The organism is Priestia sp. P1_B12_1 (genome assembly GCF_056406695.1).
The window spans coordinates 1-13174 of the sequence record NZ_JBFTZR010000007.1 but is presented as its reverse complement, the minus strand read 5'-3'; the positions used below and the strand labels follow the sequence as shown (position 1 = coordinate 13174).

At 37.6% G+C, this 13174-nt stretch carries 14 protein-coding genes; 12 read left to right on the top strand and 2 right to left on the bottom strand.

Annotated elements, in window-relative coordinates; all coding sequences use genetic code 11:
* The first annotated feature begins 9 nt into the window (after positions 1 to 9).
* The 5 genes from AC1D0Y_RS21080 to AC1D0Y_RS21060 all read left to right on the top strand — a co-directional run bounded on the left by AC1D0Y_RS21080 (position 10) and on the right by AC1D0Y_RS21060 (position 6557).
* Positions 10 to 648 (top strand): response regulator, encoded by a 639-nt coding sequence (locus tag AC1D0Y_RS21080; protein ID WP_033579092.1) that lies wholly within the window; start codon positions 10 to 12, stop codon positions 646 to 648.
* 139 nt (positions 649 to 787) lie between these two features.
* Positions 788 to 1327 (top strand): NADPH-dependent FMN reductase, encoded by a 540-nt coding sequence (locus AC1D0Y_RS21075; RefSeq protein ID WP_048019267.1) that lies wholly within the window; start codon positions 788 to 790, stop codon positions 1325 to 1327.
* A complete protein-coding gene (locus AC1D0Y_RS21070; protein ID WP_060745539.1) occupies positions 1327 to 2544 on the top strand; it encodes an MFS transporter in 1218 nt (405 codons plus the stop codon). Before AC1D0Y_RS21075 ends, AC1D0Y_RS21070 begins: the two co-directional genes overlap by 1 nt.
* 132 nt (positions 2545 to 2676) lie before the next feature.
* Positions 2677 to 5883: a DEAD/DEAH box helicase gene (locus AC1D0Y_RS21065; protein WP_060745540.1), complete on the top strand. Its 3207-nt coding sequence runs from the start codon at positions 2677 to 2679 to the stop codon at positions 5881 to 5883.
* 17 nt (positions 5884 to 5900) lie between these two features.
* Positions 5901 to 6557, top strand: coding sequence for an MtnX-like HAD-IB family phosphatase (locus AC1D0Y_RS21060; protein WP_477707886.1), 657 nt, complete (start codon positions 5901 to 5903; stop codon positions 6555 to 6557).
* A gap of 11 nt (positions 6558 to 6568) precedes the next feature.
* On the opposite strand, the gene AC1D0Y_RS21055 is transcribed toward AC1D0Y_RS21060, so the two are convergent.
* Both AC1D0Y_RS21055 and AC1D0Y_RS21050 read right to left on the bottom strand, forming a co-directional pair.
* Complete coding sequence (locus AC1D0Y_RS21055; RefSeq protein WP_477707923.1) at positions 6569 to 7663, bottom strand: acetyl-CoA C-acyltransferase; 1095 nt, start codon at positions 7661 to 7663, stop codon at positions 6569 to 6571.
* Positions 7664 to 7677: 14 nt separating this feature from the next.
* Positions 7678 to 8235: a biotin transporter BioY gene (locus tag AC1D0Y_RS21050; protein WP_060745543.1), complete on the bottom strand. Its 558-nt coding sequence runs from the start codon at positions 8233 to 8235 to the stop codon at positions 7678 to 7680.
* 153 nt (positions 8236 to 8388) lie between these two features.
* Between AC1D0Y_RS21050 and AC1D0Y_RS21045 the strand changes: the two genes are divergently transcribed.
* From AC1D0Y_RS21045 to AC1D0Y_RS21015, 7 genes are all read left to right on the top strand, one after another.
* Positions 8389 to 9822 carry a class I adenylate-forming enzyme family protein gene (locus AC1D0Y_RS21045; RefSeq protein ID WP_060745544.1) on the top strand — a complete coding sequence of 478 codons (1434 nt, stop codon included), beginning with the start codon at positions 8389 to 8391 and terminating at the stop codon, positions 9820 to 9822.
* A complete protein-coding gene (locus AC1D0Y_RS21040) occupies positions 9809 to 10267 on the top strand; it encodes a GNAT family N-acetyltransferase (protein WP_033579085.1) in 459 nt (152 codons plus the stop codon). Before AC1D0Y_RS21045 ends, AC1D0Y_RS21040 begins: the two co-directional genes overlap by 14 nt.
* 458 nt (positions 10268 to 10725) lie before the next feature.
* Complete coding sequence (locus AC1D0Y_RS21035; RefSeq protein WP_224980586.1) at positions 10726 to 10836, top strand: DUF5592 family protein; 111 nt, start codon at positions 10726 to 10728, stop codon at positions 10834 to 10836.
* A 62-nt stretch (positions 10837 to 10898) separates the two neighbouring features.
* Entirely contained in the window at positions 10899 to 11555 is a 657-nt protein-coding gene (locus AC1D0Y_RS21030; RefSeq protein WP_477707885.1) for a hypothetical protein, read from the top strand.
* Between the two features lie 134 nt (positions 11556 to 11689).
* Positions 11690 to 12022: a hypothetical protein gene (locus tag AC1D0Y_RS21025; protein WP_060745546.1), complete on the top strand. Its 333-nt coding sequence runs from the start codon at positions 11690 to 11692 to the stop codon at positions 12020 to 12022.
* Between the two features lie 220 nt (positions 12023 to 12242).
* A complete protein-coding gene (locus AC1D0Y_RS21020) occupies positions 12243 to 12614 on the top strand; it encodes a hypothetical protein (protein ID WP_235593576.1) in 372 nt (123 codons plus the stop codon).
* Positions 12615 to 12754: 140 nt separating this feature from the next.
* Positions 12755 to 13045: a hypothetical protein gene (locus AC1D0Y_RS21015; RefSeq protein ID WP_477707925.1), complete on the top strand. Its 291-nt coding sequence runs from the start codon at positions 12755 to 12757 to the stop codon at positions 13043 to 13045.
* Positions 13046 to 13174 lie beyond the last annotated feature (129 nt).

Below are 13174 nucleotides of genomic sequence, written 5' to 3'. Positions count from 1 at the left end.
GGAGCGCACATGAAAATAAAGATTTTAATTGCAGATGATCACCACGTTGTCCGAAAAGGACTTGTCTTTTTCTTACAAACGCAGCCTGATTTAGAAGTTGTAGGAGAAGCTTCTAACGGGGAAGAAGCTATAAAGTTAGCGACATCTCTAGAGCCTCATATTGTGTTAATGGATTTATCGATGCCGGTTCTCGATGGAATCGAAGCAACAAAAGAACTAAAAAAACAAGCACCGCATATACAAGTCATGATTCTAACAAGCTTTTCAGATCAAGATCACGTGATACCGGCATTAGAAGCAGGAGCTTCAGGCTATCAGCTAAAAGAAAGCGATCCAGATGAACTTGTAGCGGCTATTCGAAAGCTAATGAACGGAGAAAATCAGCTTCATCCCAAAGTCACTACGCACTTGCTAACACGGTTAACCAAAAGCAGCGAAAAGAAAGTCAATTTTATTGATCACTTAACAAAACGAGAAAAAGACGTATTAAAAGAAATTGCAAAAGGCAAAAGCAACAAAGAAATTGGTGCTGCCTTACATATTACAGAAAAAACAGTAAAAACACATGTGTCTAATATTTTATCGAAGCTTGGGGTTCAAGACCGCACGCAAGCTGCTCTATATGCTGTTCAGCATGGAATTTCCTAACCTACGACTTTAGTTGTAGGTTTTTCTCTGTTCACCTCAGTCTATATTGGTAGCTTTCTTTCTATCAATAGCATGACGAAGAAAAGTTCAATCATCCCTATACTATACATATAACCAAACGACAGAGGGGTAGATAAATATGAATATACTTATTATTAACGGAAGTCCTAGAGAAACAGGCCGAACAACACAAGTAACGAGAGAACTTCACAAAAGCTATCAAAGTTCTTTTCTAGATTTAAGTCAATTATCACTTCCTATATTCACCGGTGAACCTCATCAGTATGAAATAGAAGAAGTGAAAGTGCTAACTGAAGCAATAGAAAAAGCGGATGGTATCTTACTTGCGACGCCTGAGTACCACGGCGCTATGAGCGGAGCATTAAAAAACGCGTTTGACTTTTTAAACAGTGCGTATTTTGCACATAAGCCCGTCGCACTTGTAGCCGTATCAGGAGGAGGAAAAGGAGGTATCAATGCTTTAAACAACCTTAGAACCGTTACACGCGCTTTGTATGCGAATGTTCTATCTAAGCAGTTGGTATTAGACCCTGCAGACATCGTGGAAAAAGGAACTTTACGAAAAAACGCCGCTGATGGAATTCATGAATTAGTTAATGAGCTGACTCTGTATACACAAGTGTCTAAGCAAATTTTAGAAGCTAAGCAAAATGTTTGATGAAGGCGCTTTATAAGGACCGTCGCTTTCAAGCCGTAGTTGCTGCGAACGTTTTATCCTCTATTGGTTCCGGTATTACGATGATTGCCATTCCTTTACTGTTAGTTGCATCTCCAGATGGAAATAAACTATTTGGCACGATTATGCTGATTATGACGGTGATTAGCTTTGTGGCTACTCCGTATATAGGTGTTCTTATTGATCGAATGTCACGAAAGAAAATGTTGTTAACCGTAGAATTGATAGGTTTTATCACGGTCATGCTATTTGTGATCGTTGGTTTTGTTACAGATTATTCAACGATTCACTACATCATTTTGTACGGAACCGGAAACCTTTACTACACGTTTTTTTATCCAACGATTTTTGCGTTAAATCAAGAAGTTTTTTCAAAAGATGTGTTTCAATCATTAAACAGTATTATGGAAATACAAGGCCAGCTATCGAGTATGCTTGCAGGGGCTGCAGCGAGTCTAGTCATTACCCGGTGGTCGCTTCAATGGATTTTAACAGTAGATGCAGCTACGTATATAGCTGCATTCCTTTTTCTATTGAGTATTCCATATAAACAAAGTAGTGAAAGAAGCGATAAAAAACACACTGCGATGAAAGAGGGATTAGCATTCATAAAAGAAAATCGCTCGGTATCTCTTTTTTTACTGCTTTCTTTTATGCCTTTCATTGCTGTGATGATGACGAACTATTTGTTTCCTATTTATCTGACTCAAGAATTGAACGCAAGTCCAGCAGCATACGGGATTGAAAGTGCTGTATATGGTTTCGGGGCGTTAACGGCAGGGATATTGATTGTATCTATTATGAAAAGAACAGGCACTGAGCTAGCCATTATGCTTAATATAAGCCTTTTTGCACTTGGAATATCGATCATCTTCTTTATGAAGCTTCTGCCCGTTTACTTTTCTATTGTGTTTCTTCTTGCTTTTGCAAATGCAGGTACAAGAGTAGCTCGAAATACGTTTATGATGCAAAAAATACCGAATATTATCGTGGGAAGAGTCGACAGCTGTTTTCGCTTTATCACGTTAGGGATTCGTATTTTATTGATTTTCTTCTTTACGTACGTTACGGCTAATGATCGTATAGGACTTGCTTTTTTAGGACTTAGCCTGCTTTTATTATCAACCGCTGTGGCAGGCTGGACGCTCTACAAAAGAAAACAACGAAAACAGTCTGCACTGCTTAAGAGTGTTTTATAATGTCTGTTGCATGTTATAATAGAAGAATTGACAAATAATGTTCAACGTTTATGACGTTGGACATTATTTGTTCTGAATAGAAATTAAACAGCAACAGCATTGACTGTTATGCGATTGGAAGATTGTGAAGCGATGATAAATAAAACATTAAACAAAGAACAATTAAAAGATTCGTACTCAAGCAGAACGTACTATAGAGGACACACGTATTACAAGCAGGGGCGTGTGCTTGATTTGGAATACAATGAACAGACCACTACGTGGACAGCATCCGTTCGAGGTGCAGAAATGTATACGGTAATGGTTGAACAAAAAGGAAATTCTTTTTATTCATTCTGCGATTGTCCTGCTTATCACGAGTTTTCAGAATGCAAACACGAAGTAGCTGTTTTATTAACGATTTGCGATGAGCGCGCAAAGCCGCAGCCAATTAAAACAAAGCCTTTTCGCCAAAGCAAAGAATACGAAAATGTAAATCATTTTATCGACTTATTTTCGAGCTATCAGCAAACCATAAGCGACCATAAGAAATATGCAGATAAAGATCCGTTGAAAGTAGAATTTATTTGCAAGTCTTACTCAGAAGAATTTTTACGTTCAGAAGGAATGTACGTAGCGCTTGAAATGAAAGTAGGCGTCGACCGGACGTATGTAGTAAAAAACATTCAAGAATTTTTAACAGACGCTAAAGAATTCCAAACTCACGAATTTACCAAGCGCTTCGAATATGATCCTGCAGAACATTTTTTTATAGAAGAAGATAAGAAAATCATTGAGCTGCTGATGGATATTATGACGAATGAATCATTTTATAAAAATTCCTATTCTATGTATCGTTCGTCCGCAAATAACAGAGAACTAATCATTCCATCTATCGTAGCCAAAGAGTTATTTCAACTCCTTAAAGATCGGAACTTTACATTTATTCATGAAGGGCATTCATATAAAAATATTATCTTTGCTGAAAGTTCAGCTCCTTTTTCATTTCAAATAAATAAGCACTCGGCAGCTGGTTTTGAGCTAGACTTTACGGAACTTCATCAAGCTTCATTTTTTGATCGATACGGTTGGCTATTTTTAAAAGGGACGTTTTATGAGCTATCTCAAGATCAGCGTATGCTTCTTGAAGGCCTTCGGAAAACGGCTCCTTTGAAGCCAGTCGTACCTATAGCAGAAGAGCAGATGGGCAATTTTTTATCGCACGTCGTTCCGGGACTGAAAAAAGTGGGGAAAGTGGATATCGCAAAAGAAGTATCCCATCAAATTATTGCACCTGAACTAAAAGCAAAAGTATTTATTGACCGTGAGGATGAACAGCTGTTTGTGACGCTTCGGTACAACTACGGAGAGATTTCGATTAATCCATTTTCACCCCAGTCTGAAAAATACGATAAAATCTTGATACGAGATTTAGAAAAAGAAGACCGCGTTATGGACTTAATTGAAACGGCTCCTTTAAATATTTATAAAAACCAGCTGTACTTAAATCAAGACGAATACTCTCTATATGAATTTTTGTTTCATATTGTTCCAAAGCTTGATGAAATAGCGGATGTGTATATTACGGATGAGATGAAAGATTATGCTTATACGGATTTTTCTGCGCCAGTAACAACGGTTGACATTCAAAATAGCAATGGGCTATTAGAAATTAATTTTGATTTAGGAGACATTGATCATCAGACCGTTCAAGATGTTTTAAAATCTGTCTTAGAAAAGAAAAGCTATCATCGTCTAGATAACGGTGCGTTTATCCCTCTTGAAAATGAGGGCTTTGAACATATTCAAAATCTGTTTCGGGAGCTGAACGTAACGGAAAAAGATTTAAAGGATAACTCATTGCAAGTACCTTTATACAGAGGAATGCAAGTGGAAGAAATTATGAGTGCAGGTGATAAATCAGCGGCTAAGTTTGGCTCAGCATTTAAAACATTACTTACACAGCTCAAATCTCCAGAGGAAATGGATTGGGAAGTACCGGAATCCTTACAGGCATCCCTGCGTGATTATCAGCGTAATGGATTTAAGTGGTTTAAATCTCTGTCTCACTACTCTTTAGGAGGCGTACTGGCTGATGATATGGGGCTTGGAAAAACGCTTCAAAGCATTGCCTATATCTTATCTGAAAAAGAGCTTGATGAAGACAGCAATGCCTTTTTAATTGTTGTGCCGGCTTCCTTGATTTATAACTGGCGCAACGAATTGGAGAGATTTGCACCGAATTTAACGGTTCAAACCATTACAGGAACGCCGAGTGAGCGTGAGGAGAAGCTAAAACGCACAGCTGACGTATGGATCACATCTTATCCAACGCTGCGTCAAGATATTGATTTGTATCAGCACCTTCATTTTCATGCTTTAATTCTAGATGAGGCTCAGAGTATTAAAAATCATACAACAAAGACAGCAGTAGCTGTTAGGACTATTTCAGCTAAAAAACGTTTTGCGCTGAGCGGTACGCCTATTGAAAACTCACTTGACGAGCTTTGGTCAATTTTCCAGACTATTCTTCCGGGTTTATTTCCAGGGCTTCGCCAATTTAAAAACATGTCATCGGAGCAGGTCAGCCGAATTGTAAGACCATTTTTACTGCGACGAGTAAAAAAAGATGTGTTAAAAGAACTGCCTGATAAAATTGAAACCACTCATTTATCTGAGCTAACTAAAGAACAAAAAGAGTTGTATGTAGGCTATTTAGAGCAGTTAAAATCATCTTTAGCCGGTGAAGATTTTAATAAAAACCGAATGAAGATCTTGGCGGGATTAACAAGACTTCGCCAGATTTGCTGTCATCCGTCTTTATTCGTTGAAAATTACGAAGGGTATTCAAGCAAATTAGAGCAGCTGCTTGAGATTACAAGAAATGCGGTTGCCAACGGAAAACGCTTGTTAATCTTTTCTCAGTTTACAAGCATGCTTCATATTATTCGAGAAGAGCTTCAAAAAGAAAATCTCTCATACTTTTATTTAGACGGTCAAACGCCATCAAAAGAACGAGTGGAAATGGCGGATCGGTTTAATAATGGAGAACAAGACATTTTCTTAATTTCATTAAAAGCCGGAGGCACGGGTTTAAATTTAACGGGAGCCGATACGGTTATTTTATACGACTTATGGTGGAACCCCGCGATTGAAGAACAAGCGGCAGGCCGTGCACACCGCATTGGACAAAAAAATGTTGTGCAGGTCATCAAGCTTATTTCTCAAGGAACCATCGAAGAAAAAATTTACGCCTTGCAGCAAAAGAAAAAAGAACTCATCGAACAGGTTATTCAACCGGGAGAAACAATGCTTTCTAGTTTGACAGAAGAAGAGCTCCGAGAACTGCTTAGTATGTAGCAAAGGATGTGTGAGGAATGAAAAAATGGGCGTTTGTATCAGATTTTGATGGAACGATTTCAAAAAAAGATTTTTACTGGATTGTGATTGAAAAGTATTTTCCAGAAGGTGAAGAGCTTTTCCGCCGGTGGAAAGCAGGAGAAATGAAAGATATTGATTTTTTATCTACTGTTTTTCAATCCATTCACCAAGAAGAACCGAAAATTTTAGAAGAAGTAGCGAATATTCCAATTGATAAATACGTGCCCGCTTTTATTAAAGCTGTTCAGAAAAACGGCGGGGATTTTTATATTTTAAGCGCTGGAACAACGTACTATATTAAACCGCTGTTAGATAAATACGGTGTTGAAAAAGTGAAAGTTTATTCGAATGAAGGATATTTCCATCAAAACAACGTTCACTTGCGTCTAGATCTTGCTCACAGATGGCATTCAGAACGCTACGGCATTGATAAATCTGTTGTTATTCAAGAACTAAAAGAGGCATACGAAACGATTTATTTTGCTGGAGACAGCGAACCGGATTCACATCCCGCAAAACATGCAGATGTTACCTTTGCGAAAGATTCTTTGCAAGATTTACTGCGCGAACAAAACGTTTCATTTGTTCCGGTTGAGACATTTAAAGATATTGAGCAATATTTGATGCAACATAATGTAATAAAAAAGTCATAAAAACAGCGGTATTATTTGATGACTTCAAATAATACCGCTGTTCCTATTCCGCCTCCGCTTCCTAAAGCTGCTATGACATATCGCACGTCACGGCGCTTGCTCTCATAAAAAAGACGCGTAGCTAAAATAGCTCCTGATGCTCCATAAGGGTGTCCTAGGGTCAATGCTCCTCCGCGAATATTCACTTTTTCTTCTGATATTCCCAGTTCTTGCATGCAAGCGACAACTTTAACAGCAAATGCTTCATTGATTTCAAATAAATCAATATCATCTACCGTAAGAGAATTTCGCTTCAAGATATTTTTAATCGCAGAAACTGGTGCAATAGCAGGGTAAAGAGGTGACACTCCTGAAATATCAGCGTCAATAAAACGCAAAACGGGCTGAAAGCCTAAAGCGCGTGCTTTTTGCTCTTCCATCACAAGCGCAATGCAGGCTCCGTCGTTAATTCCACAGCTGTTGGCTGCGGTGACGGTGCCTTCATTTTTTAAAAAGACGGGGCTGGCTTTTTGCAGCAGCTTTGTTAGGTTTCGTTTTTTAATAAATGCTTCATCGTGCATCACGTTTGGAAGAGGAAGCGTTTCTTCTTCAAACCATCTTTTTTCAAAAGCCTCCCAGCTTCTTTTATGACTTAAAAGAGCATATCTGTCCTGCTGATCTTTAGATATATTGTATCGCTGAGCTACGTTTTCTGCTGCAATTCCCATGTCAGGGTCACCAATTTTATCAGGAGAAAAACGTGCTCGTTTTTCAAATGGAGCAGTACTTGTACTTTCAACGCCTCCAGCTAAATAGCACGTTCCTGCACCTGCTTTTATCAAATAGCTGGCCATTCGAATCGCCTCTAAGCCAGCTCCGCACTGACGATCAATGGTCATTCCCGGGATAGAAAAAGGGAGGTCCGCTTCTAAAGCGGATAACCTGGCTACATTTCCTCCTGGACCTACAACATTTCCTAAAATAACGTCATCAATTTCATGTTCAATTCCAGCGCTAAGCTGTTTTAATAAAGGAGCTGCTAGCTCTTGAACATGAAAATCTTTCAGTAGACCGTTTTCTTTTCCAATGACCGTACGCTTCGCTTTTACAATTGCTGCTTGATAGATAAGTCATCACTTCCTTACATAGAAGCCGTGTTCGAACGGCCAGGTACCGCTACTGCTTTTCGAACTTTTGTAATTAAATAAGCCGCGACCACTGCTTTTATACAGTCACCTGGAAGGTAAACGAAGCTTAGCTGAAGGGATTTTAGAAATGGAATGTGAAGCTGCATTGCCTGTATAGGAATGCCACATGCGTATACTAACACAATCCCAAATAACACATTGACAGCAAAAACTTTTGCAACCGTTACATTTTTTAACTTTGTTAACGTCCAGCCAATAAAGAAAGCGGCAAACACATAGCCAATGATATATCCAGCACTCGGACTCAAAAATACCCCAATTCCTCCGCGTCCTCCAGCAAGTAAAGGAACGCCAGCTGCTAGCAAACATAAAAAAAGAAATTGACTTAAAGCTCCTAATCTAGCGCCAAGAATTCCTCCCGACAGCATAACACCCATAGGCTGAAGAGTAATTGGAACAGGTGTAAAAGATAAAAAAATAGGAGGGACGAGTCCTAGAGCTCCCATTATAGCTGTGAATAAAGCAACGTACGTCATATCTTTTGTTTTCATCGTAAACCTCCGCTATGTAGGATAAAACATGACTATCGTATCTTATTAAACTTAAATTAGTCAACTTAATTTTTATTAAAGTTTACATTTTTCTTTTCTCAAACCCGTATTTACGGTACACTAAAAGTAAAATAAAAAGGAGCTTACGGAGTAATGAATCGAATTGAAGAACTAGTTTTTAATCAGTGTCAACAAACGCCGGACAGACTCGCACTATCGGATTCTGTTAATAAGCTAAGCTACGGTCAAATGTGGGATCGTGTATGTAAAGCCGAAAAGCGGCTGAAAGAAAAAGGGATGGAAAAAGGAGAGCTCGTTGCTTTAAGCATGCCAAACAATGCAGAAGCTGTTGTGTCATTTTTAGCGATTTTAAAAGCTGGTGGAATTGTGATGCTTTTACATAATGAGCTAACAGAGGCTGAAGTAGATACCTATTTTTCTATTCAGTCCCCGAATTGGCTATGGAAAACGTCTTCTTTAACTAACATAACAAAAGAAAAACCAATCCTGCCTATACGGCAAGTGAATGCACTGTCCGATCTATTTTTATTTGGATTTACCTCTGGGTCAACAGGGAGACCGAAAGGATTTGTAAAATCGCATCATTCTTGGTCTTCATCATTTCAAGAGTGGTCGGACGTATTTTCTTTACAGAAACATGAAAAAGTACTTATCCCCTTACATATTTCGTATTCCGCGCAGCTTTATCCGGTTTTGCATGCGCTTTGCAGCGGCATGCACGCTATCATGCTAGAAGCGTTTACACCTTCTGCTGTTTTTAACAAGGAAGCTAGCTGTATGTCTATTACACCCGCGTTAATTTCTCCTTTGCTTCGGTACATAAAAAGCAGACCGAAAGAAAAACGACTTTTGCCACAGACCGTGATTTCAGTAGGAAATAAATTATCGCCTTCCGTTCGAAAGAAATTTTCACAAGCGTTTCCTAACTCCTCTCTTTATGAATATTACGGATCTTCTGAAATGGGATTTGTTACGGTACTTTCACCAGATACCGCTGAAACGCTGCCTCATACAGTAGGCTATCCTGTTGACAGTGTAGACGTTTTAATCCTGAACGAACGTGGAAAAGAAGTAGAAAAAGGAGACAAAGGAATACTGTTTGTGAAAACAACTCAAGCATTTGAAGGGTTTGCTAATGACAGCGAAGAAACGAACCGCTCATTTTTTAACGGATATGTTACATCGCATGATATTGCGGTTCAGCTTCCAGACGGAAACATTACCATCGTAGGAAGAGACAAAAATGTAATCAAAAGCAGCGGAAGCTTAGTATATGCTGAAGAAATTGAAGAGCTGCTACTACAAATACCGGGCGTTAGCGAAGCAGCCGTTTTTAGCGTAGCAGATGCTGAACGTTCAGAAGTCGTAGGTGCAGCAATTGTCTTAGAGAACATTTCTCTTTCTGATGTAAGACAAGCGCTGACAAAACGAGTATCCTCTTATAAAATCCCGCGCGTATGGAGAGTTTTAACGTCCTTTCCCCGAATGAAAAATGGTAAAATTGACAAAGCAACGATATACAGCTACTTTACAGAGAAAGAAGGGAAGACATATGATTTCATTTGAACCCGTTACAGCTGACACGATGTATATTGTGTCAGAGATTATCAATTCAAACGAAGCTTATAACGTGTTAGAAAACGGCAAGAAAGAGCGGAGGGAAGAAGAGCTTTTTAAAGAATACGTGAACGAAAAAACAGACAGTTATTTTATAAAAGCCGACGATACATACGTAGGGGTTATTGATTACATGAAGCAAAATCCTAACGATGATCATCCGTGGATTGGAGCTTTTATTATTCATAGCGCCTATCACAATTTCAGTTTCGGAACGCAAGCGTATCTAGCATTCGAAGACAAGCTAAAAGAAGAAGGAATTTCTGTTCTACGCCTTGGTGTCCTGTCTCAAAATCCTAGAGCCAAGCTGTTTTGGGAGCGCCTTGGTTTTACACAGTATGCCACTAAGCCGCTGCATCATAATCAAGTTAACTGCTTGGAAAAAGAGCTATAAAAAAATCCGTGGATTATATCCGCGGTTTTTTTACTGTACATTAAATGTTCGAAAGAAAGAAAATATAGTAACCACTTTATTATTATCAGAGCCTTATGCTCCTGTTGAAGACAACGTAAGCCTTCTATTCGAAGCGACTTGAAGTAACCGAACTGATTATCATAGAAATTTATGTCTTCAATGCGTTCGTTGCCTATGAAATTATAACAATTCCTTATATATAAGTAACTTTAAATGTAAGTCGAAAATTACTTTATTCATTGGGACCTTGCAACTGTACTCAATTTTAGCAGGGGAAAAGAAGCTATTCCAAATATAAAATTAACTATTTAAGCTGTTTAGTATATGAATAAAAAGTGTACTTTTTATTCATATATTTTGCTAATGCATTTGAAAAGAACGTTGAGAAATCAAGGATGTATAAAAAGCTGCATATCCGATAAAAGGCACCCACCCTACTGAGAACCCTTCTTCCTGAACTGAACCCTAAAAAACGAATGTATGAGGCACTGTTACTTACATTGGTAAGGAAAAAGAGCACATATTGTGCTATTGACCGAGATGAATAATAAGAGGTTATTCATATTATAGATAGAAAAATAAAGGTATCAGTGTTTGGAAAGGAGATCACATGTTAAGAAAAAAACTTATTTCTGAATTAGCTAATGAAGTATTGAACTTAAAGACAAGACACCCCATACGAGTAGGAATTAGTGGAATTACATCCTCAGGAAAGACAACACTTGCTAATGAACTCACTGAGGAACTTCAAAATAGGGGAAAGAATGTGATTAGAACAAGTATAGATCATTTTCATAACTCGAGATCTATTCGTTACCGTCAGGGAAAAGAGTCAGCTCTTGGCTATTACCAAGATGCCCATGATTATGAATCATTTAAGCATAAGCTTTTAATTCCTTTAGGACCTAAGGGTAACGGTCATTATCAAGCAGCTTCTTTAGATTTAGCGACAGATCAATATGTTAAACCCAATATTCAACTAGCAACTAAGGACATGATTTTAATTGCAGATGGAACTTTTCTATTTAAAAAGCAATTATGCAACCTATATGATTTTAAAATATTCGTTAGTACTGACTTTGAATTAGCTAGGAAAAGGGGGGCCAAACGAGAAGAGCAAACTTTTGGAAGCTATGAAAAAGCCGAGAAAATGTTTATTAAAAGGTATCATGCAGCGTCAAAAATCTATTTAGATGAACATCAACCACAATTAAGCGCAGATGTAGTGATTAACAATAATGATTTAAATGATCCATATTTTATTTAAATCCTTACTTTATTTAATTAAGAGCATGTTTTCGTTTATATTTTTCGAAACATGCTCTTTCTTTTTGATTATTTGTAAGTGGTACTAATATTTTGAGTAGAGATTATTTAAAAGTTACAAGGAGGGTATGATAGATGGCATTATTTGATGAAAGAATCTTAGAAAAAGAGAAACCTATTTTAAAGAAAAAAAAGACAAGTAAATCCCTTCTCTTTGATGAAAAGGAAATGGATAAACGGATTGCTCAAACAAAGAAAAAGAATCCTTTTTCTCTGTTACAACCTCCAAAGGCTGAAAAGGAAAAAAAGAAAGAAAAACTACCGGAGGTAAAGAAAAGTGTGGCTGATATTATTCCCATCATCGATCAAACAGATAGTGGGCTATTTCAGCTAAAAGATGAGGGAAGCTTTTTTGGGATCTGGCAGCTTAAAGTACTGATATCAATGCTATGCATGACCAAGAGGTAGGATGCAATATTTATACACTGGCCAAAACGTACCAGGGCGATAAAGATCCGTTTAAAATTATCTCGTTAAACTTACCCGTTTCGACACAAAAGCAACAACAATATCTTGAAAAGAAGATTTGAAAAGCAAAAAATGCATTATCCCTTCTTTTCTTGCGAAAGAAATTAAAAGAGCTTCAATATTTAGAAATGAAGAAACAAAACGATATATTCAAGCGTATATGGAAGAAAATAGTATTAGGTTTACGGGTAAAGCTATTGCTCAAATTTGTAAGGAACATAAAGAAGCTAAGAGTAATGAGTGGTCATTGAAATACATTTCAGAAGTGGTGAGCAACAACTTACATCAGGTTTTAAAAGATGAATTAACGAAGATTCGTCTTGGAGCAAACAGTGCCGATAAAAACTCACAAATTTTAATTGAATATATGAACGGTCTTTTCTTCCATCACGGCTTTGATGGATTAATGACAACGGGTTTACAAGAGTTAGATAGTACGAAGGTTGCGAAGGAAGCAGTTGAGAAGCGTATTGCAAATCAACGCCAAAAACGGATTGATTGGGAAGAGTCCAAAGGGAAACAACCATCTTAATGATCGATTTATATAAAGATAGTTTTAAAAATGTAGAGGAGGAATGAAATATATTTTTTAACAAAGATTTAGTGTTAGCTTCGATTAAAGCTGTAGGAGAGGATCATGCCATTGTACAGTATCAAGACAAAGAGGTAGAGGTGAATTTAAGTCCAGAAGAAGCGAAGAAATTCCATCAATATGTGGTGCATCAAGAGAATATATTGGTGCCAATGAATATTAAAACACAGAAGCTTTTTGTGGATTTAGAAGAACCTTGGTATGAACAAGAATTAGAAGAACTTAAGGGGATCTCCTATCAAGAAGAACTAGGTTCCGCAAAGGGAGTTTCTTATACTCTAACAAAAGAAGTTGCGTTAAATCCCCGTAACTCTGAACGTCAAAATGTAAAGACTTTGATACATGAGTTGGCTTATCCCAACTATTTTTAAATCCAAACCTTTTTTCTGAATCGGTATAAGAGAAGATTCTTATGAATAAAAGGTTTGGATTTTGTTAATAATGTCTTCAGGTTAAAAGGAGGACATTATTATGAATGTAGAAAACTTGCAAAACACATA